This is a genomic window from Alcaligenes sp. DN25, from assembly GCF_023674485.1.
In the GTDB taxonomy this organism is placed as follows: domain Bacteria; phylum Pseudomonadota; class Gammaproteobacteria; order Burkholderiales; family Burkholderiaceae_B; genus Alcaligenes; species Alcaligenes phenolicus.
Window position 1 is genome coordinate 1975528 of record NZ_CP098408.1, and the last position, 20665, is coordinate 1996192.

25 protein-coding genes and 1 pseudogene are annotated in these 20665 nt (G+C 52.1%); 18 read left to right on the forward strand and 8 right to left on the reverse strand.

Annotation, left to right across the window (positions count from 1 at the left end):
• Position 1: 1 nt before the first annotated feature.
• Positions 2-718 carry a DUF6270 domain-containing protein gene (locus NBV64_RS09185; RefSeq protein WP_250757169.1) on the reverse strand — a complete coding sequence of 239 codons (717 nt, stop codon included), beginning with the start codon at positions 716-718 and terminating at the stop codon, positions 2-4.
• Positions 719-882: 164 nt separating this feature from the next.
• Between NBV64_RS09185 and NBV64_RS09190 the strand changes: the two genes are divergently transcribed.
• From NBV64_RS09190 to NBV64_RS09210, 5 genes are all read left to right on the forward strand, one after another.
• Positions 883-1107, forward strand: coding sequence for a hypothetical protein (locus NBV64_RS09190; protein WP_247965701.1), 225 nt, complete (start codon positions 883-885; stop codon positions 1105-1107).
• A complete protein-coding gene (locus NBV64_RS09195; protein WP_250757170.1) occupies positions 1091-1549 on the forward strand; it encodes a lysozyme in 459 nt (152 codons plus the stop codon). Before NBV64_RS09190 ends, NBV64_RS09195 begins: the two co-directional genes overlap by 17 nt.
• Positions 1528-2007, forward strand: a complete 480-nt coding sequence (locus NBV64_RS09200; protein ID WP_250757171.1) for a DUF2514 family protein — start codon at positions 1528-1530, stop codon at positions 2005-2007. Before NBV64_RS09195 ends, NBV64_RS09200 begins: the two co-directional genes overlap by 22 nt.
• A 311-nt stretch (positions 2008-2318) precedes the next feature.
• Entirely contained in the window at positions 2319-3176 is an 858-nt protein-coding gene (locus NBV64_RS09205; RefSeq protein ID WP_250755763.1) for a P-loop NTPase family protein, read from the forward strand.
• A gap of 154 nt (positions 3177-3330) precedes the next feature.
• On the forward strand, positions 3331-4746 hold the full coding sequence (locus NBV64_RS09210) for an IS1182 family transposase (RefSeq protein ID WP_250755761.1): 1416 nt from the start codon (positions 3331-3333) through the stop codon (positions 4744-4746).
• A 212-nt stretch (positions 4747-4958) separates the two neighbouring features.
• Here NBV64_RS09210 and NBV64_RS09215 read toward each other — a convergent pair whose 3' ends face one another.
• The 4 genes and pseudogenes from NBV64_RS09215 to trhA form a co-directional block, all read right to left on the reverse strand.
• A complete protein-coding gene (locus tag NBV64_RS09215) occupies positions 4959-5621 on the reverse strand; it encodes a hypothetical protein (protein WP_250757172.1) in 663 nt (220 codons plus the stop codon).
• Positions 5622-6044: 423 nt separating this feature from the next.
• Positions 6045-6524, reverse strand: a pseudogene (locus tag NBV64_RS09220) (SOS response-associated peptidase); the annotation flags it as partial.
• 203 nt (positions 6525-6727) lie between these two features.
• Positions 6728-7060: a hypothetical protein gene (locus tag NBV64_RS09225; RefSeq protein ID WP_108727211.1), complete on the reverse strand. Its 333-nt coding sequence runs from the start codon at positions 7058-7060 to the stop codon at positions 6728-6730.
• Positions 7061-8364: 1304 nt separating this feature from the next.
• Entirely contained in the window at positions 8365-8985 is a 621-nt protein-coding gene (gene trhA, locus NBV64_RS09230) for a PAQR family membrane homeostasis protein TrhA (RefSeq protein ID WP_009454498.1), read from the reverse strand.
• Positions 8986-9357: 372 nt separating this feature from the next.
• Between trhA and NBV64_RS09235 the strand changes: the two genes are divergently transcribed.
• Complete coding sequence (locus tag NBV64_RS09235) at positions 9358-9531, forward strand: YegP family protein (protein ID WP_021446666.1); 174 nt, start codon at positions 9358-9360, stop codon at positions 9529-9531.
• A 147-nt stretch (positions 9532-9678) separates the two neighbouring features.
• On the opposite strand, the gene NBV64_RS09240 is transcribed toward NBV64_RS09235, so the two are convergent.
• Entirely contained in the window at positions 9679-10083 is a 405-nt protein-coding gene (locus NBV64_RS09240) for a RidA family protein (protein WP_009454494.1), read from the reverse strand.
• A 287-nt stretch (positions 10084-10370) separates the two neighbouring features.
• On the opposite strand from NBV64_RS09240, the gene NBV64_RS09245 reads away from it, so the two are divergent.
• The 7 genes from NBV64_RS09245 to NBV64_RS09275 all read left to right on the forward strand — a co-directional run bounded on the left by NBV64_RS09245 (position 10371) and on the right by NBV64_RS09275 (position 15363).
• Complete coding sequence (locus NBV64_RS09245) at positions 10371-10856, forward strand: hypothetical protein (protein ID WP_250757174.1); 486 nt, start codon at positions 10371-10373, stop codon at positions 10854-10856.
• Positions 10857-11032: 176 nt separating this feature from the next.
• Positions 11033-11452: a GFA family protein gene (locus NBV64_RS09250; protein ID WP_009454492.1), complete on the forward strand. Its 420-nt coding sequence runs from the start codon at positions 11033-11035 to the stop codon at positions 11450-11452.
• A 125-nt stretch (positions 11453-11577) separates the two neighbouring features.
• Positions 11578-12117, forward strand: a complete 540-nt coding sequence (locus NBV64_RS09255; RefSeq protein ID WP_009454491.1) for a lipocalin family protein — start codon at positions 11578-11580, stop codon at positions 12115-12117.
• Between the two features lie 170 nt (positions 12118-12287).
• Positions 12288-13097 carry an ABC transporter substrate-binding protein gene (locus tag NBV64_RS09260; RefSeq protein ID WP_250757175.1) on the forward strand — a complete coding sequence of 270 codons (810 nt, stop codon included), beginning with the start codon at positions 12288-12290 and terminating at the stop codon, positions 13095-13097.
• Between the two features lie 102 nt (positions 13098-13199).
• On the forward strand, positions 13200-13934 hold the full coding sequence (locus tag NBV64_RS09265; RefSeq protein WP_250757176.1) for an amino acid ABC transporter permease: 735 nt from the start codon (positions 13200-13202) through the stop codon (positions 13932-13934).
• A complete protein-coding gene (locus NBV64_RS09270) occupies positions 13934-14632 on the forward strand; it encodes an amino acid ABC transporter permease (RefSeq protein WP_250757177.1) in 699 nt (232 codons plus the stop codon). Before NBV64_RS09265 ends, NBV64_RS09270 begins: the two co-directional genes overlap by 1 nt.
• Entirely contained in the window at positions 14629-15363 is a 735-nt protein-coding gene (locus NBV64_RS09275; protein WP_250757178.1) for an amino acid ABC transporter ATP-binding protein, read from the forward strand. Before NBV64_RS09270 ends, NBV64_RS09275 begins: the two co-directional genes overlap by 4 nt.
• 247 nt (positions 15364-15610) lie before the next feature.
• Here the strand turns inward: NBV64_RS09275 and NBV64_RS09280 are convergent, their stop codons facing one another.
• A complete protein-coding gene (locus NBV64_RS09280) occupies positions 15611-15889 on the reverse strand; it encodes a hypothetical protein (protein ID WP_009454468.1) in 279 nt (92 codons plus the stop codon).
• Positions 15890-16045: 156 nt separating this feature from the next.
• Between NBV64_RS09280 and NBV64_RS09285 the strand changes: the two genes are divergently transcribed.
• Positions 16046-16537, forward strand: coding sequence for a hypothetical protein (locus NBV64_RS09285; RefSeq protein ID WP_250757179.1), 492 nt, complete (start codon positions 16046-16048; stop codon positions 16535-16537).
• Between the two features lie 47 nt (positions 16538-16584).
• On the forward strand, positions 16585-16947 hold the full coding sequence (locus NBV64_RS09290) for a hypothetical protein (protein ID WP_021446664.1): 363 nt from the start codon (positions 16585-16587) through the stop codon (positions 16945-16947).
• Positions 16948-17023: 76 nt separating this feature from the next.
• Here the strand turns inward: NBV64_RS09290 and NBV64_RS09295 are convergent, their stop codons facing one another.
• Complete coding sequence (locus NBV64_RS09295; protein ID WP_009454454.1) at positions 17024-18727, reverse strand: sigma-54-dependent Fis family transcriptional regulator; 1704 nt, start codon at positions 18725-18727, stop codon at positions 17024-17026.
• 351 nt (positions 18728-19078) lie between these two features.
• Between NBV64_RS09295 and NBV64_RS09300 the strand changes: the two genes are divergently transcribed.
• Genes NBV64_RS09300 through NBV64_RS09310 form a run of 3 tightly spaced genes read left to right on the forward strand, consistent with a single transcriptional unit; the run spans position 19079 to position 20654 of the window.
• On the forward strand, positions 19079-19351 hold the full coding sequence (locus NBV64_RS09300) for a phenol hydroxylase subunit (protein ID WP_009454452.1): 273 nt from the start codon (positions 19079-19081) through the stop codon (positions 19349-19351).
• Between the two features lie 23 nt (positions 19352-19374).
• Positions 19375-20382, forward strand: a complete 1008-nt coding sequence (locus NBV64_RS09305) for an aromatic/alkene monooxygenase hydroxylase subunit beta (RefSeq protein WP_009454450.1) — start codon at positions 19375-19377, stop codon at positions 20380-20382.
• Positions 20382-20654, forward strand: coding sequence for an MmoB/DmpM family protein (locus tag NBV64_RS09310; RefSeq protein ID WP_003800437.1), 273 nt, complete (start codon positions 20382-20384; stop codon positions 20652-20654). The genes NBV64_RS09305 and NBV64_RS09310 overlap by 1 nt, the downstream gene beginning before the upstream one ends.
• Positions 20655-20665 lie beyond the last annotated feature (11 nt).

Consider the following 20665-nt stretch of genomic DNA (forward strand, 5'->3'; position numbering starts at 1 on the left):
CTTACTGGTTACTACCCGCAATTTCTTTGATTTTTTTCAGGGCTAGGAGTTGCGAAGCTTCACTGAAATGAAAAGGGGAGGGACCCCATTGATGATCGTCAGGGCATGTTAATTCGTTGTTGTATTCAATGAACTGGCTTGATGGTAGAGACTTTTTTTGTGTTTCATATATTTTAGAAAGCAAATCGTTGATTCTGTTCACCCTATTTTCATCAAACTCAATTCCTTTTTCGGTCTTTTTTTGACAAAAAACCTTATTTATTAATATTTTTTCTTTTAGTTTTTTTTCTTCTAGAATTTTGAGCAGCTGAAGCCACCCAGCAGTCCACCACTCCATAAATAAGGGAGTGCCTGCTCTAATAGTTTTTGCGCTTGGAGGGACTTCCATCTTAGTTGATATCAACTCCGAAGATAGCGTGCAGCGCCCTCCATTTTGGAATGAGGCTATGCTAAATCTCTCATCAATGCTATCAACTATTACTACATCGGCAGATGCTGCTCGCAATCTATCTATCGATTTTTTCTTGATGTCCCATTCGACTAGTCTTCTCTGAAATGGTGATTTTAATTTTTCACTATATTCATCTTTAAATGGGGGCGGTGAAAACATTGAGGCTAATGAGCTTCGTGCTATGTATAAGGAAATTTCACAGTTTTCCGCCTCAGGTAGATTAATGATATCTCTTGAAACGCAACTTCCAATAATTAATATTTTCATTTTATTTCAGGTTTGCTTTTCCATACGGCAGGGCACAAGGGGTTCTTCTTGTATTTCAGCCCTTTATTCTAGCCCAGAGTGGCTGAGGGTAGCCAAGGGTAAAACATGGATGCGACTTGTGTGGTGCTTCGCGGGAGACAACTATGCTCCAAAGGACATTAAGAATGTTTGATAACGACGCAGCTCATCTGCCGATAAGCACTGGCTCTGCGCTGGTCATGTATGGATGGACGATGCAAGACTTTGTGCTGACGCTCTGGGCCGCCTATGTGGTGATTTTGATTGTGACCAAGCTGCCGGACTTTACTCGTGCGGCCGCGCGGATTGTGGGCGGGATCCAGCGTGCCTGGCGCCAGCTCAAGGAGTGGAAGCATGGATCTGAAGACTAAGCTGGGTGCAGGGGTAGTCTCGGCGGCGATTGCTTTGGTTGCCGCCTGGGAAGGGCGCTCTTTGATCGCCTATGTGGACCCGGTGGGCATCCCGACTATCTGCGACGGCTATACCCATGGCGTGAAGCTGGGCGATGTGGCTACGCCGGAGCGTTGCGATGCTTTGACTGGGCAGGAAGTGCGCAAGGCCCTGGCTGTTGTGGATGGCTCGGTGCCGCAACCCTTACCTGATGGTGTGCGTGTGGCGCTGGCCAGCTTTGTCTACAACGTGGGCCGTGGTGCTTATGGCAACTCCACTTTGTTGCGCAAGCTGCGGGCTGGCGATCTGGCCGGGGCCTGCAATCAGCTCCCGCTCTGGGTGTATGCCGGCGGCAAGAAGCTGCGCGGCCTGGAGCGACGCCGAGAGGCAGAGAGAAAGATATGTCTATCCGGTCTTCAGTAGTTGGGGCTGCTGTTCTGGCGGCCCTTTTCATTGGGCTGCAGCTCTATGGCTCAGCCCAGCAGAAGAAGGGCTATGACAAAGCCCAGGCCGAATACATGATTGCTGTCGCGCATGCAGAGGGTAGGGCACGACAGATTGAGCATGAGTTAACTGAAGAAATGGAGGCCCGTGATCGTGAGACCCAAGAACAACTGGCGCAAATTGCTATTGCTGAGCGCCGCGCTGCTGATGAGCGCGTGCGCAAGTCAGCCGAAGAATATGCAGCCCGTTATCGTCGGGATACCGCGCTTGCCAGCGCTGCCGCAGAGCGCCAGGCAGCCGACACCGCCATCGGAATGTTTACCGAGCTGCTTGGAGGGTTTGATGAGGCTGCGGAAGTCTACGCAGCAGAGGCTGATCGACGCCGAATAGCGGGCTTGGCGTGTGAAGCTGCATATGCCGATGCCCAGGTGCGATAGCTATTGCGCGGCCGCCCAGCGTCCGTTCCAGTGGCGCTCTGATACTGAGATCGACGCTACGCCGATCAGGGTGGTGCGCTACGTAGAAGTTGAGGCTGAAACTTGGGCGCAGCTGTGTCAGAGATAAGGCTAATGCAGACTGCCACCGATATGTTGGGAGTCAAGTGTCCGCTATCGACCTATAGCGTTGAAAAACGTGGGTTAAACGGAATTCGCCAGCCTGCCAGAAACTATGGTCAAATTTGTTATAATAATAGTTGGCCCGAAGCACGGGGCCTGCCTGCCCGAATTGGCGAAGCCGCAAATGGCGCGTGTGGAAAGAGAGTCTCAGTGACCTGGCTTTGTCTGCCGTGGTCTTTGACGGGCACATCGACTTGACGGCATTACTTAGCGAGGTTTCAATGCGAACTCATTTCACCACCAACAGTATCGACCGGCTAAAGCGCAACGCCAAAGACTTGCGTCGCAGCAATCCCTTACTGAAGCAAAGTCAAGCTCTTGACCATATAGCGCAGCAAAATGGCTGGCCAAACTGGGCACTACTCCAAAGGAATTCTGTCACTCCTAGGCTTGAATTGACTCTCCAGCCTTTTAAGCTTGGTTCTCGAGGAGTATTTTTCCTTAAGATTGCCATACGTGACACAAAAACATGTGCCGAATTGGAACGTGCTGGCGGCCTTTCATTCTACTTGCCACGCATACCCTCCAACTGGCTAATCCGCCGCTTCACTGCGGTCCGCGACTACAAGCCAGACCCATACCTGAGTTTTGTTCATGAACGACCACGAGGCAAATTCGTTAATGGCAAATTTCTCTGCATCGTCTCGACTAATGGCGTTCAAGAGCCCGAGATTGAAAACGAAATTAAAAAGGGATTGATGCCAATTGGAGCACAGCTTTGGGATGCGGCTATCGCAATGGCTGAGACTTCTCTTACACCTTCACCCATAGCTACCAATGTTCGACTCTTCTTTAGCCGACCCGGCACTAGCGATGTTTATCAGATAGAAGAGCAAACATTCGAAACACTGGAGGCAGCAAAGAACGCCACGCTGCCTTTAAGGGCTCAGCCTATTGGTATATCTGGGCCGGAAGGATGGTGCTCTTTCAGCCGTCATTTGGCTGGCAGACTCCGCAGTAGTAAGGATTCCCGTCAGTACAAAGGCTGACTCTGTATATCCATAATGCGAATAGCGCTGCATCCGCATAACCGAAAGAAATTGCGGATGACCGCTACTGGCTGATTATGTTGAAAAACTCTGCTGAATTGTAGAACCGTCACGTCGTTCTGGTGTCTTATCCTCATCAACGGAGATGTGCATCATGATGGGTCAAGCTACGGTTCAGGATCAGCTCTTCTACGCGTTCAACCTTGAGGACCATGTCCCACAAGGCCATCTCCTGCGAGGCGTTGACCGCTTTCTCGATCTTGGCGAGCTACGCCAGCATCTGGCGCCGTTCTACAGCCACACCGGCCGACCTTCGATTGACCCCGAACTCATGATTCGTATGCTCGTGATCGGCTACTGCATGGGCATCCGGTCTGAACGGCGACTTTGCGAAGAGGTTCACCTGAACCTGGCCTATCGTTGGTTCTGCCGCCTTGGCCTTGAAGACAAGGTTCCTGATCACTCCACCTTCTCCAAGAACCGACATGGCCGCTTCCGGCAGAGCGACGCGTTTCGCTTCGTCTTCGAGACCGTGTTGCGCCGGTGCATGAGCGAAGGTCTGGTTCAAGGTGAAGGGTTCGCCGTTGATGCCAGCATCATCAAGGCCGATGCCAATCGGGCAGGCAAGATGCCCAGCTCAGAGCTCGTCAATTGGCGTCAGGAGTCTCGGTGCAGTCGTGCTGTGCGCGAGTATCTAGAAGCATTGGATGCCGCTAATCCGGTGACCAAGGACGCTCTCGAGGCAACACCTGGCGCAGACGTTGCGCCTCGGAATATCTCTCCGACTGATCCTGCTGCACGCTGGACTGCCGCATCGGGTGGCCCTGCGTTCTACGCTTACTCCACTAACTACCTAATCGATCTGTCAGCCGGAATCATCATGGATGTTGAGGCCACACCGGCGCACCGCACGCGGGAGGTGGAATCTACCCGCACCATGATCGACCGAGTCGAGCAGCGCTTCGACATTAAACCTCAGCGCCTGGTGGGCGACACCGCTTATGGAACCGCACCGCTGCTGGGTTGGATGGTCCAAGATAAACAGATCGAACCCCATGTTCCGGTATGGGATAAGACGGTTCGCAAGGACGGTAGCCTGTCGATCGGCGAGTTCCAATGGGTGCCTGAACGCAACGAGTATGTCTGTCCGGAAGGACATGCACTGCGCAATGATCGACGCCAGTTCACCACGCCGCGTACACGCATCACCAAGGCAGACACCGTGATCTTCCGCGCGAGTCAGGCTAATTGCACTTCCTGTGTGCGCAAAGAGCATTGCTGCCCCAACACGTCGTTCCGCAAGATCGCGCGCAGCATTCATGAAGACGCGCGGGACGTGGCACGATCGATCGCTCAGACACCGGAGTACAGCCAGTCGCGCAGGCAGCGAAAGAAAGTGGAGATGCTCTTCGCACACCTCAAGCGCATCATGAAGCTAGATCGGCTCAGGCTGCGCGGGCTTAGCGGTGCGCGCGACGAGTTCTTGCTGGCTGCAACGGCTCAGAATCTGAGAAGAATGGCGAAGTGGCTGATGCCAGGGGCAACAAATGCAGGATTGAAGATCGCATGAGGTAGGCAGAGAGGTTTGCCTTGCGATCTACTCGCGAAAACTCGATCATGAATCCTGCGCAGCTGCCGCCGCCAAAAAATTCAAAGCGAGTTTTTCAACAGAATCGACCCAAAGGAATCAGTCAGTTAGGGTTTCTGGTAATCGACGCTGCAGTGCGAAACACGGAGGGGCATGTAAGTCTAGCTTGCAGGTCGTGCATCTTAATCGCCAAGCTAGGGGTTCTTTCGTGAACAAGAGGTCTCGTCAGCAGTCGGCACACGATAAGAGAGCTCGTCTCTTGCCAGGAGGTCTTCGTACCTTTCCTTTTCCAAGGTTTCAGTTAGGCGGTCACAAAGCAAATCAAACTCTGCGATAACCCAAGATTTTGCCTTTTGAATTAGGAGTTTGAGATTGCTGTAATTTCCTTGCTGAAGTGTTGCTCCATAAGCAGCGAAGCAAACAATCTTCTCAATCTTGTAGGCCTTCGTCCCATTGTTCAAAACCGCGCCCGGAATACTTTGAGCATAGGAGTTTTCATCATGGACGAAATGCTTGTTCCGAAGGTCTTTAAAGTAATTGAAAGCCATTAGTGCTTCTGGAGGCTGATCCTTGTAAATCTTAGCGGCAGGAAGCTGGAATCGAGCGCTATTACCAAAGCACTTTATAAAGTGAATAATGGCCGATCGCCAAAGGGCCTCACGGGCTACAGCTGGGTTCTCTGGTATTTGGTTGATTGCATCAAGACAAGTATCAGCAAATTCTAAGTCTTCCTTATGGAGAGACAGGTCAGCTAGACGCTTGGCCTCTGGGCCATTAATCGTTACTGCCTTTATGGCATCTGGGAAGCCTTCTAAGTGCAAACCTGAATCTGTCTTGCGAACGGAAAAATATTCCATAAAAACCTAATAAGAATTAGACGACAATCATATGCCGATCAGCAGACGGAACAAAAATTCTATTTTATCGAAAAAGCTCACAATATTGTTGTTTTAGAAAGCATGGTTTTTCCTCTTGAGATATTAGCGTATTAATTCGGATAGCAAGCGACCAAGGTTATATTTCGGCGATTGCAGTCACTAAATTAATAAGCTGTCGTCGTCAGCTATCTTTGAATCTCCGGGCGGGCTAGGATCCGGCTGATAACAAAACCACAGCATGGAGCCGCTTTGTAAACAAGGAACTGCGTAAACACGTTTTCAGCGATGAAATTAATGTGCGAATAAAGAATTGTATGGAATATAAAACAATCTTATTCAGTGAACAGTCTGCTTAATTTCACTTACTTCATCATGAAGCAGATTTGTATTCCAGCTACTGCCTCAGATTGCTGTTGGGTGATTTGTGTTCGGCGCTTGGTATTTCACATTGCTCATCTGACGAGTAACCGGATGCCACTTGAAAGCAGTCTCAGGCCGAGCAGTGCTCAACAACTCCAGCGCCGACTCGACGCTTGTGTCTGGCGAAGTCCATTTGCGAGCAGCATCAGACGATAGAACAACAGGTCTGCGGTCGTGAATATCCACCATCCCACCAGCTGATGCGTCTGTGACGATGGCAAAGCCGTGCTCAACATCTTCGGCTTTACCCGGCTGCCAGGCGGTAATTGCTGCCATATAGATTGGCTCTGCGTCTTTGGCATGAATGAACCAGGGCTGCTTATCACCAGTTTCTCCAGTCCACTCAAACCACCCGTCAGTCGGAACAAGCACGCGCTTACCGAGCAGGCCCCTCCACATGGGCGACTTCTTCAAGATGGTGTCCAGTCGGGCATTGATCACCGGCGAGCGTTTGTACCACTCTGGCTTGTAGCCCTAGAACAAGCGGTCGATCTGGTCGCTGCCGTCTCCAAGTCGGTGCATGACGAGAGGGCGGGTGCCAGGCGGAACGTTGTATTTCAGCCCGTCTGTAAGCTTTCCAAGGTTATGCGGGTTCCAGTTCATCGACTCTATATAGTCAACCGGTTCGCGGGCCTGTCTAATTCGTCCACACATGCATGTCCCCATCAAGGTTTGGTTGCTGGATCTTGCTTGTAGCGCTTTAGGTAGTATGCCATGTCGCCATCTCGACCTTGGGTGCGATGAGGGAAGTTGAGCCGGTCTCGATGCTCTGATGCCCGCATATACCCCTGAACGGCATTCTCCATCTTTAAGGCTTCGAGTAGTGGGCTCAGGCGTAGCCGGTTCTCACCCAGACCGTTCAAAGGCATGGTGCCCAGGATGGAGTAGGTCAGCACGGCAAGCTCGCGTAGGCGTTTCACCTCGCGCAACAGGTTCATCACGTCCTGATTGCGCCGGTTGCCTTCTTGTATGGCTTTCAGTTCGCGGTAGGTAAGCATGGTAAATTGCTGTATAAAAAAACAGTAATTTAGCACTTAACCGCTTGACAGGTGTTACAGGCCGTGGAGCGATAGGCAGCCTGTCTGCCTACGGCGTAATGGTGGGAAATTAAAAAAACCGCCCGAAGGCGGTAGTGTATCTTTTAGGACTGCTGCGCTAACGGTGAGCCACTACCGGGGTATCTCTCATCGGCTCATTGCGGCCGCTCAGGCCGGTTTTCCCAATGCCTGCTATGCTCTAGTGGAGGTGACAGGTTATTCGGATGATTCCTGCTGCCAAGATTAAACCGAGCGAACACAAAATAAGCGCAAGTTAACCAAACTGGAGAGATTCCCATAGGCACCAAAATTTTTACTGAAGCCGACCGTAAGCGTACTCCCCCTCCTGCCACTCCCAAGGGCGTGAGCCTTAGTACGAAATTCCGGGGTCAACGTGTTAGTCAGGAGCGTGGTGCGCATACCCGCAGCAAGAAAAATCCCGGCAAGCGCGCACATTCAGGCTAATTTCTGGCGGCTGACTGGTACCTGGCTAGGTTTTAATGGTGCACTCTAGGAGAGTTAACCAACTTCCAGACGCAAAAAAAGCCCGCTCTATAGCGGGCTGTTGATGAGTTGTCGGGGTTTAACTCGTACGGGAGTCATCTGCTCCCTGTAGAAGCACTTTCACTTTTGGGGGCATGGATGGGGGTACGAAGCCCATCCTCGAAAGATGAATCCCAAGCATAACAACAACCTAGCCGAACACCCCCGTTCCAGTACTGCCTACCAGAATACATGCACACAGCTCCAAGCTGTGCCAAGAAAAGCCCCAAAGATCAATGCTTTGGGGCTTTTTTGTTTTCTACAACTATAGCCTGCACTATTAATGCCTATATTGAATCCAGCGCGCGTCTAAGCTCTCTAGGCTCAGGGCTGACCCCAACGGCCCGTAAATGGCGATTACAGATAAACCAGATTTCGTCCCTGTCGTTAGCCAAAATAAAGAAGGCATCCGATGTCTCTGACGGGTTGAACATCCCCAGGGCACGGTAAGCAGTCTGCATATTGAATCCGCTTTGAAGCGGGGAGGGCTTGGGCCCATCCTTCAGCTCTTGAACACGAAGATATAGTCCCGTCTCTAGTGTGATCATGCAAGCCTCGCTTCTAGTTGCGTTGCTTTATTCTAGGAGCAGGAAAAGATCTTCGCCACAGGTCCGTACCTTTAGGTGTAATAAGACTTCATCAGATATAACAGAGCTTATGGCAGTCGACAAAAAAACCTCGGTAGAGGCTTTTTTGTGTGTTCGCGCCCGGGGTGTTTTGTCTTACATGACAACATACTGGGAGATGGCCAGAAAATGCGCAGCGCTGCCGGCCAGTACAAATAAATGCCAAATGCCGTGCCAATGTCGGAAGCGCTCGTCAAACACAAAGAACACGATCCCGGCGGTATAAATTGCTCCCCCAGCCGCCAGCCAGGAAAAACCTTCCGAGCCCAGGTTGTCTGCCAGCGGGCCCAGTGCCAGCAACACAATCCATCCCATAACGGCATAGATCACCAGCGATAGTATGCGTGCCGGCGAACGTGGTCGGATATCTTGAAGAATGCCAATCAGTGCCAAACCCCAGACCACGCCGAACAGACTCCATCCCCAAGGGCCTCGCAGCGTTACCAGGCAGAAGGGCGTGTAGCTGCCAGCAATCAACAGGTAGATGGAAAAGTGATCCAGCTTGCGGAAGACGTTTTTGGCCCGCCCCTTGAAGCAGTGGTACAAGGTGGAAATCAGGTACAGCAGGATAAGTGTGGCGCCGTAAATGGCCGTGCTGGTGATGCGCCAGGGGTCCCCGGTAAAGCTCGCCATGACAATTAACCAGGATACGCCGCCTACAGCCAGAACTGCACCGATCAGATGTGACCAGGCATTGAAACGTTCACCGTAATACATGATGCTTTATTCTCTCCGAACATTCGGCACGCCGATTGCAAGACCGTCGACGTGGTCGGAAAAGCTTAGCGCATAAATCAAGCTCTCGTATTGATCTCTGTTAGCTCAATGCGGGACATTCGTTCGCCGCTTTGGATGAGGAATGCCGGTCGAAGTGTCCACTACACAAAACCTGATGAGTTGCACTTTTTTCCTTGTTTGGGTTCTTGCCTGACTTGATGTCATATCTCTTGCGTTGTCAGTAAAAGAGGTGTGGTTTGATGGAAATTCAGTCACTTGTTGGCCTGCCACGTAAACCCCAATACCTGCTGACCAACTCCAGTTTTAGGATACGGTTTGCGCGACGTGCGCTCATACCTAAAGAGGGTCATCATGAAATTTGTGCTTTACAAGGACAAAAGTGGTGAATGGCGGTGGCGATTCAAGGCCGCGAATGGGAACATTATTTGCGTTAGCTCCGAGGGCTACAGCAGTAAGCAGAGCGCACAACACAGTATTGAGTCTGTGAAAAAAGGGATGGCTGATGCTCCGGTTGTCGAGGAGTAAGCAGAGACTTTCCTTAAGTTTTTACGCACAGCTTGTAGACTTATGAATAAAAAAAGCTCCCCAGCGAAAAGGGAGCCCAAAGACCTCGTCAAGATCCGAGGTCTTTTTTATGTCGACTCCGTACGGGAGGCGACTCAACAGCAGCGATCAATCCAGCATCGCTTCAGCCTCAATCTCGATCAGCCACTCAGGCTTGGCCAATCCACTGATCAAGATCCAGGAAGAGGGTGGTGGATTGACGGGAAATCGTTTCAGCAGCGCAGCGGCTATTTCGTCCTGCTCTTGTGGTGAGCTTGCATCTTCCCGGATAAAAATCCGCAGCATGATTACCTGATCAATCTTGCCGCCAGCCTCGGCCAGGACCAGTTCAATATTGTCCAAGGCGGCTTCTGTTTGCTCGCGCATACCGCCAGCTACGGTTTGCTCCTGAGCATTTACGCCTACTTGGCCAGACAGCATGACACGGCGGTTGCCAGTGACCACCAGGCCCTGGCTGAAACCGTATTGCAGGGAATTGAATACGGTGGAGGGATTAATAGCGCTTTTTGTCATCTTGATAAATTCATTAAAAGTTGAGTGGGTGTATTTACACACCACACTCCTACTTTGGGGCGTTACGCTGGAAAGCAAGGGCTTGTCTTTGAGGAGGTTTTTTGTGGGTTTGATAAGGGAGTGTTGAGCCTGGTTTTCAACGGAAAAAGGTAGGAAAAATTCTTCAAAATTAATTAAGTTTTATGTAAAGTGTCCATCGTCTGGCTTTATGCTTTTTTGTCCTTAATAGGCCGACCCTTCCTGCTATACTCGCCGCTTATTTTTTTTGGTAATAAAGGAAGCGGGAAATGAAGAAGATCGTATTTATAGCTGCCCTGTCAGTGGGCTTGGCGGGATGTGAAACGATGAACTCCATGACTAAAGGCATTGATGATGCGTTTGCCAGTGTCAATGAAGCGATGGGGGCGGGCCCGATTGCTGACACTCCGGCACAGATTTGTTCAGAGATGCGTTCCAATCATGCGCGTGCTGTGAACAAGTACAGTGGGAAAACCGTTGAGGTAACTGGCAAATTGGTGGCCATGGAGCAAAACACATTGGCTGAGGCCATGAGTGGCATGAACTCAAAAGTATGGGGCAGTGCCAAACAGTTTGACGTTCGAGTCAGCAGTGGGCCTATCGTCTTTTCTTCCTTGATCAACCGCCGCACCGAGCAACTGAATGTGTTCAATATGGGTGACACGGTGACCATTAAAGGCCGTATCAGGACGATTGGCAAAGGGAGGTCTTGCACCGTTAGCCTTGAAGAAAACATGAGCATCAAGCAGCAGTAAATGAGTAAGGGTCCGTTATGGCGGACTGCACGAATAAGCCCGCTTTGTAGCGGGCAATGTTGTTTCTGGGGCCCAGGTTTTGTTGCACCTGGCCTTGGGAAAGCCTCATATCGAATTTCCATTACGGGACGATTCAGCCGTTAGAATTGCTTATCCATCTACCTACAGAGGCTCGTATGGCAAACAATAAATCCACGATTCACGGCAACTGTCTGTGCGGTGCCGTCTCGATCAGTTTTCAGCAGCAAAAACCTTCGATCAGCGCTTGCCATTGCGGCATCTGCCGCAGCTGGTCCGGTGGCCCCTTCTTGTCGCTGGAGTCCCATGAGGCCCCAGTAATTGAAGGCGCGGAGCATGTGCGTTCCTATGCTTCTTCGGAGTGGGCGGAGCGCAGTTTCTGTGATGTATGCGGTACGCACTTGTTTTACAAGCTCAAGGCCGGTGGTTTCCATGCTGTTTCTGCTGGCTTGTTCAAGGACAGCGCGAGCTGGCCGTTCGAGCTGCAGGTCTTTATTGATGACAAGCCTGACAACTACGCATTCGCTAACAAAACGCGAGAGATGACGGGCGAAGAGGTGGTTAAGCTGTTTTCGTGATGCTATGACTGGCCAGATGCATATGCAGGGGCCAGGGCAGTGCTTGCTGAAAACTGGACTGGTCGAACTATCAAAGGACGATTCCATAAACTCGATCTTGGGTCATCTATAAGGAGAACTCCGTAATGAAAAGAATTTTTTTCCTGTCGCTGTCTACGTTATTGGTCGCTTGTGCTTCTTCCAATGCCGATCTGGCGACCCAGGAAGATGTAGACCTGGGTAAGTACATGGGCACCTGGTACGAGCAGGCGCGTCTACCCAATAACTTTCAGCGTGAATGTGCCGGAGATGTGCAAGCTAATTACGTGATGGAAGCGGACAAGACGATTACCGTTACCAATCGTTGTCAGGGTACGGACGGTGAGGTGAAGGAAGCCATCGGGCAGGGGCGCTTGTCGACGAGTGTGGAGCCTGTTGATCCGGCGATACTAGAAGTGCGTTTTGCTCCGAAATGGCTGTCCTGGTTCCCTATGGTGTGGGGTGACTACTGGATCATGAAGCTGGAAGGGGACTACCAGTATTCTTTGGTCGGTACGCCGGATCGAAAATATCTCTGGGTCTTGTCCCGACAAAAACAGGCTGATCCGCAGCTTGTCAGTGACTTGCTGGATTACGCGGCATCCCAAGGCTTTGCGGTCCAAAAGGTGATTTCCACCAAGCAGTAGCGTGCATTCGATGATCGAGGCTTCTGCGCCTGCATAAAACAGTATATCCTCTTAGCGTTTTTAGTTATAAGCATGGGGAAATTAGATCGTTTTGAAGAGCTTGCGGCTGTGGTCGAATGGCACGACGGTATGTATCGGACGTGCCATTTTTTTATCGGAATGTTTTTACTATGAAGTCGTTTTTAAGCATTGCCGCGACCCTTACCCTGGCGTTGGTGGCTGGAGTGGCCCAGGCTGATCGTCTGGATGACATCAAGAAAACGGGTGTCTTGAAAGTAGCGTCTTTCGACAGCAATCCACCTTTTGGTTTTGTGGATCAGAAGTCCCGCCAGATCACCGGTCTGGATGTGGATTTTGCTCAGGCTCTGGCTGACAAGCTGGGCGTGAAGCTGGAAGTCTTGCCAACCAACCCGGCCAATCGTGTGCCGCTGTTGACGTCCAATAAAGTAGATCTGGTTTTGGCCAACTTCACCATCACGGAAGAGCGCGCCAAACAGGTAGATTTCAGCATTCCGTACTTTGCATCGGGCCAGCAGTTCCTGGCTAAAAAAGGCGTCTTGTCCTCGCCCGAGCAGTTGAACTCGCTGCGTATTGGTGTGGATAAAGGGACGGTCAATGAGATCGTTCTGCGTGAAAAATACCCCCAGGCCAAGCTGCTTGCCTATGACGATACGCCCTTCGCCTTCACCGCTTTGCGTAACGGTAACGTGCAGGCCATCACTCAGGATGGTCCCAAGCTGATCGGTTTGCTGGCGAACGTGCCGGACAAGGAAAACTATGAAATCCCGGCCTTCAGCATTTCCGAGGACTTGATCGGCATTGGTATCCCCAAAGGCGAGACAGCACTGAAGTCTTTTGTGGATGAAACTTTGCTGGAGCTGGAAAGCCAGGGCAAGGCACAAGCCATTTATGACGCCTGGTTTGGCCCTCAGTCCAAAACACCGCTGGAGCGCTTGTACCGCATCGGTCAGCAACAGTAAGTCATCACTTGCTTGCAAGCCAGCCTTGAATGTTCAGGCTGGCCTTTTCCTGTTTGTGTTTTTAACAGCGGGATCACTTGATCCTGCTTTTTGGTGTTTGCTATGCCGTCTTCTGATTTCTGGCTGGCACCCCACTATGTGGGTTGGTTGCTGCAAGGGTTCTGGGTCACGATCCAGCTCTCTTTAGTCGTCTCCTTCGCTGCAACTGTTTTGGGTTTTCTGGTTTGTATTGCCAGGCTCTCGCCGTTTGCCTGGCTGGCCTGGCCAGTACGTGCTTACCTGAGTCTGTTCCGTAATACGCCCTTGTTGGTGCAACTGTTTTTCTGGTATTTCGGTGCCTCGGTGTTGATGCCGCCGGAGCTGGTTCAATGGTTGAACACCCAGCATGTCTTGCAACTGGTCTTGTTCGATGTGCATTGGCCCAGTTTCGAGATGCTGGCCGCTTTTGCAGGTTTGACGATCTACACCACGGCTTTTGTTGCAGAAGAATTTCGTTCTGGTGTGCGGGCAGTTCGCAAAGGGCAGTGGGCCGCAGCAGCCTCCTTGGGCATGTCTTCCATGCAGGTCTGGCGCTATGTGGTGATGCCGCAGGCCTTGCGCAATACCTTTCCCTCGCTGATCGGGCAGTACATGAATGTCATCAAGAACACCTCGTTGACCATGGCCATTGGCTTGGCAGAGCTGTCTTATGCGTCTCGTCAGGTGGAGACTGAAACTTTCAAGACCTTCCAGTCCTTTGGGATTGCAACGCTGTTGTATGTCTTGCTGGTCATGCTGGTTGAAGTGGCTGGGCAGTGGTTACAACGCCACCGTCTGCAAGTGCGAGGTGGGCTGTAATGGACTTCGACGTAATTCATGACAATTTGCTGTACTTCCTGGTGGGGGCGTATCCGCATGGCCCTTTGGGCGGTGCTGCGTTAACGCTCTTGCTAAGCGTGCTTTCAGCAGGCTTGTCGGCCGTTCTGGGCCTGGCTTTTGGTATAGCTCTGGTCTTGACGCGTGGTGTGGCGCATACCGCTTTGCTGCTGTTTCTGGGCTTTTTCCGCGCTATCCCCGTCATCATGCTGATTTTCTGGGTGTATTTTCTGCTGCCCATTCTGTTCAAGGTGGATGTGCCGGGCCTGTTTACCGTCGTCTGCGCCTTGTCCTTGATTGGTGGCGCCTATCTGGCGCACTCGGTATTTGCGGGCATCAGCAGCTTGCCGGCGGGGCAATGGCAAGCGGGCAAGGCCCTGGGCCTGAAAACTGCCCAAATCATGAAGTCCATCATCCTGCCGCAAGCTTTGCCGGTGATGCTGCCTTCTTTTATTAATCAGTGGGTTGCCTTGATCAAGGACACGTCGCTGGCCTACGTTATTGGCGTGGCGGAACTGTCTTTTGTGGCCACCCAGGTCAGCAACCGGGTTATGGTGCACCCCACTGAAATCTTCTTGTTTGTCGGGCTGATGTACTACGTGATCTGCGCAACGCTGGAGTTGATTGCGAATCGTGTGGCTCGACGTTATGACAAACATCTGCGACTGGATGGCGAATGATCCGTATCGATAGTGTTTCCAAGTGGTATGGCACGTTTCAGGTGCTCAAGAACTGCACGGCCCAGGTGGACCGTCAGGAAGTCGTGGTGGTGTGCGGGCCTTCGGGCTCGGGCAAGTCCACCTTGTTGAAAACCGTCAATGGTCTGGAACCGTTTCAGCAGGGCACGATTGTTGTGGATGGGATTTCTGTCGGTGATCCGGCAACGAATCTGTCCGACTTGCGCAGTCGGGTCGGGATGGTTTTTCAGAACTTCGAGCTGTTTCCACATCTGAACGTCTTGGCCAATCTGACCTTGGCGCAGCGTAAAGTGCTGGGCAGGGAGCGGGACGAAGCGAATGATCGGGCCTTGCTGTACCTGGACAGGGTGGGCCTGAAAGCGCTGTCGGATCGTTATCCAGCCAGTTTGTCGGGCGGGCAGCAACAACGTGTCGCCATTGCGCGGGCCTTGTGCATGGATCCGGTCTGCATGTTGTTTGACGAGCCTACTTCGGCTCTGGATCCTGAAATGGTCAACGAGGTGCTGGACGTAATGGTTAGTTTGGCGGAAGAGGGGATGACCATGATGTGCGTGACCCATGAGATGGGCTTTGCCCGCAAGGTGGCGGATCGGATGGTTTTCATGGATCAGGGTCAGATTCTGGAAGATGTGCCCACGGATGTGTTCTTTGGTCATCTGGATGGCAGGCCGCAGCGGGTGCAAACCTTTTTGTCCAAGGAGTTGCGGCTGTAGCTTGTTTCTTTGTACGGCAGCTAGTTTGATGTTGCCAAGCCAAGCCAAGCCAAGCCAAGCCAAGCCAAGCCAAGCCAAGCCAAGCCAAGCCAAGCCAAGCTGCGCGTAGCAGAAGCTGGAGTCCGCATCCATAAAAAAAGCCCGCCTGTTTAAAAATGGGCGAGCTTCTTTTATGGGCGAGCAAACCAGGCTTGATGAAACTGGGCTACTGGCATGCTTGCCCGGCCTGGAGAGTGTCGCTATGTGCTCAGGATGACTGAGTGGCTGTGTCGAACGATTGCAGCAGAGCTTCTGATGCCAGTACGGCACGGCGTGCCTGCTCGTGCTGATCATGCAGGGCCAGGTAACGTGCTTCGGCCTCATCGCCTCGCGCTACATCCCCGTTGTATGACTGCGCTACGTAGTTTGCGTACCAGATGGACTCGGCTACGGTCATACCCACAAACACGTCATTGTCGTCCTGATCTTGGGACAGGGCACGGATACCAGATAAATACGCCCGTTCACGGGGCTGAAATTCCAACATAAGACTCCTTAGATAAGCCCCCATTGTAGTAGGTGGGGTGAATCATGCCAGTGTTGGGCGTAGCACGGTGTTCGGTTGATGTTTGGCTGCTGGAGTATAAATAGTCTTGGGATTGGGGGTAATCAAGTGTTATTTTGAAAATGTCGAGGATAAACAGTGCATAAGTTATTTTCTAATTTGGTTTTGGGCCTGACCTTTGCCTCTGTACCAGCCTTCGCTTCAAGTATGCAAGAGAGTGCTCAACTAGGACGGATACACATACAGGCGGACCAGGTTGACGTGTTGAGCACGCATGAGCTGAAAGCTTCGGGTGATGTGACAGTAACCGGCAAGGAGAGCGTCATACATGCTCAGGAGGCTGTTATTCGTAGACGGGGCCCTGTGATTGAAGTGCTGGCACAAGAGTTGGTGCAGTTTGAGCCAAGCTCTAGGCCTTCTTCTGAGTTCAATCCGCTTAGCTTGCAAGATGCTCGTGCGGCAGGCGGGGAAATGCGGTTGCAAAAAGAAGGGTACGTGCCAGTGAGAGTGCAGGGTTTAAGTGCCATGTGGTGGAACGATTCAAACCAGACATGTATCACTGTTAAAACTAGCCAAGGGCGCTACAGTGATGTTAAAAAAGTGGGGGCCGAGGCATGCAGCGGGAGTTAGGTCTGGTCTGGCTTGGTTAAGGATGTATGCGGCTGTAAGGAGAGGGCATGGGCATTAAGTGGGAGTCGTCGTTTCATCAAGTGGCCTCTGTGCTGGCAACAGCTCTCTCTTCGCTCGTATTTATTCTGGCTCTGATCTTTTTAATTGATGGGTTGGCCAATCCACAAGTCCAGTATGGGGCAATCAATTATATATTTGCCAGTATCGGTGTCGGTTTTTCTTGGCTGATCTTTGTGGTGAACAGGTATTACGGCAGGGTTTGTCGATCCTTATCGATGGGTGCAAGGCGTGACGCCCGGCTTCTGGGCTGGTCCTTAAGTATCCTCTATGCCGTTTTGATTGGTTTGTTCATGCTGGGGGCCTTCGGCATAGGTGCCAGGTTGCTGCAAGGTCAGCATATTTTTGGTTAAGTGCCAAAACTGGGAAATTGTTGCAGAGGCAAGGTTTGGTCGGGCTTAGCCGATAGCCTGGGCAGCGCTGTTGTCCCTATGTCGGTATCGCTACCTTCTTCAGCCTGTATGCCAAAGCAGGGCGTGTCAGCCCCAGTCGTCGCGCAGCTTCTGAAATATTCCCGTTCGTTTTCTTCAGCGTCAGCTGGATGATCTGTTCTTCCAGGTCGTCCAGGTTGAAGGGCGTTTCCAGCAGGTTCTCCAGATATTGCGTCTGGTTTGCGCTGAAACAGGACTCTTTCGCCATAAAGCCTTGCGTATTCAAACTGCTCAAATACTGCAAGGCACTTTTCTGTTGCGGGAACAGGTGGTGAGTTTCGATTTCGTGATTGTGCTCGGTCAGGATGACGCCACGTTCGATCATGTTTTCAAATTCGCGGATATTGCCTGGCCAGTCGTATTGCATCAGTAATTCACGGCTGCGGTCGCTCACTCCCAGCACGTGCTTTTTGTACATGCTGGAGTATTTGTTCAGAAAGTATTCGGTCAGCAGCGGAATGTCTTCTTTACGCTCGCGCAGCGGCGGAATGTGAATGGGAAAGACATTCAGGCGGTAGTACAGGTCGGCACGGAAGGTGCCTTTCTGTACGGCTTCGGCCAAATCCTCGTTGGTGGCCGCCACCACGCGCACGTCGATATGGCGAGTGTTCTCATCACCCACGCGTTCCAGTTCCTGTTCTTGCAATACACGCAGCAGGGCGGCTTGGGACCGTGGCGATAGCTCCACGATTTCATCCAGAAAGATGGTGCCGCTCTGGGCACGCTCAAAGCGTCCGGGGCGGGATTTATGTGCGCCGGTATAAGCGCCTTTCTCGACACCAAACAGCTCTGACTCAATCAGCTCCGGGGGAATGGATGCACAGTTCACTGCAACAAAGGGTTGATCAGCCCGGTCGCTGGCGGCGTGCAGGCCGCGTGCGAAAGCTTCTTTCCCTACGCCGGTTTCCCCCAGCAGCAGCACGGAGACTTTGCTTTGCGCCGCCTTTTCCAGCAGATGACAGGCGGCCTGGTAAGCGGCGGACTGACCAATGGAGTTGGGCAAGGTGAAGTTGGCGCTGGAGTGCTTGAACTCCTGTTCGCGCAACTTCACCAGCTCACATCGCAAGGCAAACAGTTCGTCCTGGACTGGATCGGGCAGCATGAAACGGTCAATCTCGGGGTCATCATCTTCCCATTCCTCGGCTGGCTTGCCCACGATCTTGCAGTGGCTATGGCCCATGGCGCCGCATTGGGTTTCTTTGTAAATGATGCTCTTGCCCATATAGAAGCTGGTGTAGCCGCTGGCATAGCCCAGCAAGCTCCAACAGACCGGCTCGCTGGACTGGCCATGTTCTTTCTGGTGATTGCTGACTTCATAGGAGTCAAACCAGTCAAATTCGCCGTAGTACTGGCCTGCGTCGCGGTCAAAGGTCAGGGCGGTAGGGACGACTTTGACCATGCCGCGGATGGTGTGCATTTGCGGGCCAGCCAAAAAGGTCTCTTTCAGTGACAGGTCCGGGCGCACTTTTTGTGAGACCTCGGCATCTTTCATGCCCGCGTGGTAGCCAAAGCGCATCAGAAAGTATTTGGCGCGCTCGCTGCCCAAAGAGGCAATCAGCTCCTTGCGTAGCTGGCCAAAACCGCTGGCGTGCAGCAAGAGCATGCGCTGCTCGCCAAACCATATTTTGCCTTCCCGCGCATCAAAACGAATGGCGTCGATCAGGTCCTGACTTAATGGCAGTGTGAGTTCAGTAGCCCCCATGGCTGTCTCCATCCTGTGATTTCTTATTGTGGTTTTGAGTGTTCTAAAACCAGTATGCCGCCTGTCTTTCCAGTGACTCAAGGAAAACATAATAGTGTCCAGAGGACGGATAAAAGGGATTTTGCTAAGGTTTTACCCTAACTCAGCATTTGATGAAAACGGCGCTAAGCACTTGATCAAATGATCAATTTTCCTGCCGCCACCCCTTCGCAGGCCGCATTCCTTCTAGGCCGGGTTTCAGCTATCTCTTTAATCCTAAAGGGTTAAATCCTTCAAATTTAAAGTTGGCACGCGGTTTGCTATGAACAGGCTGTGGACACTCATGCAACAGCTTGATCAGGAGGAGAACAGATGTCAGACACGAGCTTGCCCACTTTGACAAAGTACGTACGCGTACGCAGTCCGGCCAACGCCCGTTTTGTGGAGTTTGATTTTGCCATCGGCCAGCCGGACCTGTTTGTGGAACTGGTCATGCCCCCGGCGGCGTTTGAGCAGTTTTGTCTGCAAAACAATGTCCAGCCCATGAGCGATGAGCAAATGCGGGTCAATGACGAGAACGAAGAGAAATGGCGTTTTGGTTATGACACTTTGGTCGGCAACAGTCGTCAGGCTGAAGCCCAGTAGGTTTTATTCAGGAGAACAAGAGGATGACATTAGAAATTAAAACGGCCAGTTTGCAGCCCGTGCGGCAAACCTTTGCCAACGTGGCCCGCCGCTTTGGCGAAAAACCGGCCACGCGCTACCAGGAAGCCACATACGACGCCCAGGCGACGGCCAACTTCCATTACCGACCCCTGTGGATGCCGGACAAGACCCTGAACGACCCCACACACACCGCCATTCAAATGAAGGACTGGTATGTGTTCCGTGACCCTCGTCAGTTCTACTACGGTGCTTACGTGCAAAACCGTGCCCGCATGCAGGAATCGGCTGAAACCAATTACGGCTTTTTTGAAAAGCGGGAACTGGCTCAGTATCTGAGCGAGGACGTCAAAGCCAAGGTCACCCGCTTGCTGCTGCCTTTGCGTCACATCGAGCAAACCGCCAACCTGAATTTCATGTCCGGCTCGGCTTACGGGTATGGCACCACCATTACCCAAGCCTGTCTCTATGCCGGGATGGACTCGCTGGGTATGGCGCAATACGTCTCCCGTATTGGGCTGCTGATTGATGGCAATAGCGCCGATTCCCTGAGCCAAGCCAAAGAGGCCTGGATGCAGGATGCGGCTTGGCAAGGTCTGCGCGCCTTGTGCGAAAAAACGCTGGTCCAGAAAGACTGGTTTGAACTGCTGTTGGTGCAGTCCTTGCTGATCAATACCGTGGTGCATCAAGTGGTGTATCAGGGTCTGGTCGCGGATCTGGCCAAGGAAGGCGGCCGCGATCTGGATATGCTGCTGGAGTTCATGCTGGAGTGCCATAAAGACCTGTCCAACTGGAGCGATAGCGTCTTCAAGATCGCGGCGGCTGAAAGTGAGGAAAACAAGCAGCAACTGCAAAGCTGGCTGAATCAGTGGCTGCCACAAGTGCAAGCCGCCTTCATGCCGTACATCCAGGCTGCCTTTGCCGACCAGGCGGATCAGGTCTGGGAGCAAGCGCAGGAAACCATTGCCAAACGCGTCACGAAAGCAGGCTTGAGCCTGGGTGGAGAAGCCTGATGACATCCAAGGTTTATATCGGTCTGCAAGACAACGACATGTCGCGCTACATCGTCGAGGCAATCGAAGAGGACAACCCGGACGCCACGGTGATTTATCAGCCAGCCATGATTCGCATTGAGTGCGTGGGCCAGCTGACCGTCAAGCGCGAGACCGTGGAAGAAAAGTATGGGCAGCAGTGGGACATGCAGGAGCTGCATCTGAATCTGATCACCTTGGGTGGCAACGTGGATGAAGATGAAGACCGCTTGTTTTTGCACTGGAACAGCTAAATCAGAAAAGG

What these genes read in the sequence shown, in the direction of transcription:
- NBV64_RS09185 (WP_250757169.1), bottom strand. Translation starts at nt 718, where the DNA reads ATGAAAATATTAATTATTGGAAGTTGCGTTTCAAGAGATATCATTAAT.
- NBV64_RS09190 (WP_247965701.1), top strand. Translation starts at nt 883, where the DNA reads ATGTTTGATAACGACGCAGCTCATCTGCCGATAAGCACTGGCTCTGCG.
- NBV64_RS09195 (WP_250757170.1), top strand. Translation starts at nt 1,091, where the DNA reads ATGGATCTGAAGACTAAGCTGGGTGCAGGGGTAGTCTCGGCGGCGATT.
- NBV64_RS09200 (WP_250757171.1), top strand. Translation starts at nt 1,528, where the DNA reads ATGTCTATCCGGTCTTCAGTAGTTGGGGCTGCTGTTCTGGCGGCCCTT.
- NBV64_RS09210 (WP_250755761.1), top strand. Translation starts at nt 3,331, where the DNA reads ATGATGGGTCAAGCTACGGTTCAGGATCAGCTCTTCTACGCGTTCAAC.
- NBV64_RS09215 (WP_250757172.1), bottom strand. Translation starts at nt 5,621, where the DNA reads ATGGAATATTTTTCCGTTCGCAAGACAGATTCAGGTTTGCACTTAGAA.
- NBV64_RS09225 (WP_108727211.1), bottom strand. Translation starts at nt 7,060, where the DNA reads ATGCTTACCTACCGCGAACTGAAAGCCATACAAGAAGGCAACCGGCGC.
- trhA (WP_009454498.1), bottom strand. Translation starts at nt 8,985, where the DNA reads ATGTATTACGGTGAACGTTTCAATGCCTGGTCACATCTGATCGGTGCA.
- NBV64_RS09235 (WP_021446666.1), top strand. Translation starts at nt 9,358, where the DNA reads ATGAAATTTGTGCTTTACAAGGACAAAAGTGGTGAATGGCGGTGGCGA.
- NBV64_RS09240 (WP_009454494.1), bottom strand. Translation starts at nt 10,083, where the DNA reads ATGACAAAAAGCGCTATTAATCCCTCCACCGTATTCAATTCCCTGCAA.
- NBV64_RS09245 (WP_250757174.1), top strand. Translation starts at nt 10,371, where the DNA reads ATGAAGAAGATCGTATTTATAGCTGCCCTGTCAGTGGGCTTGGCGGGA.
- NBV64_RS09250 (WP_009454492.1), top strand. Translation starts at nt 11,033, where the DNA reads ATGGCAAACAATAAATCCACGATTCACGGCAACTGTCTGTGCGGTGCC.
- NBV64_RS09255 (WP_009454491.1), top strand. Translation starts at nt 11,578, where the DNA reads ATGAAAAGAATTTTTTTCCTGTCGCTGTCTACGTTATTGGTCGCTTGT.
- NBV64_RS09260 (WP_250757175.1), top strand. Translation starts at nt 12,288, where the DNA reads ATGAAGTCGTTTTTAAGCATTGCCGCGACCCTTACCCTGGCGTTGGTG.
- NBV64_RS09265 (WP_250757176.1), top strand. Translation starts at nt 13,200, where the DNA reads ATGCCGTCTTCTGATTTCTGGCTGGCACCCCACTATGTGGGTTGGTTG.
- NBV64_RS09270 (WP_250757177.1), top strand. Translation starts at nt 13,934, where the DNA reads ATGGACTTCGACGTAATTCATGACAATTTGCTGTACTTCCTGGTGGGG.
- NBV64_RS09275 (WP_250757178.1), top strand. Translation starts at nt 14,629, where the DNA reads ATGATCCGTATCGATAGTGTTTCCAAGTGGTATGGCACGTTTCAGGTG.
- NBV64_RS09280 (WP_009454468.1), bottom strand. Translation starts at nt 15,889, where the DNA reads ATGTTGGAATTTCAGCCCCGTGAACGGGCGTATTTATCTGGTATCCGT.
- NBV64_RS09290 (WP_021446664.1), top strand. Translation starts at nt 16,585, where the DNA reads ATGGGCATTAAGTGGGAGTCGTCGTTTCATCAAGTGGCCTCTGTGCTG.
- NBV64_RS09295 (WP_009454454.1), bottom strand. Translation starts at nt 18,727, where the DNA reads ATGGGGGCTACTGAACTCACACTGCCATTAAGTCAGGACCTGATCGAC.
- NBV64_RS09300 (WP_009454452.1), top strand. Translation starts at nt 19,079, where the DNA reads ATGTCAGACACGAGCTTGCCCACTTTGACAAAGTACGTACGCGTACGC.
- NBV64_RS09305 (WP_009454450.1), top strand. Translation starts at nt 19,375, where the DNA reads ATGACATTAGAAATTAAAACGGCCAGTTTGCAGCCCGTGCGGCAAACC.
- NBV64_RS09310 (WP_003800437.1), top strand. Translation starts at nt 20,382, where the DNA reads ATGACATCCAAGGTTTATATCGGTCTGCAAGACAACGACATGTCGCGC.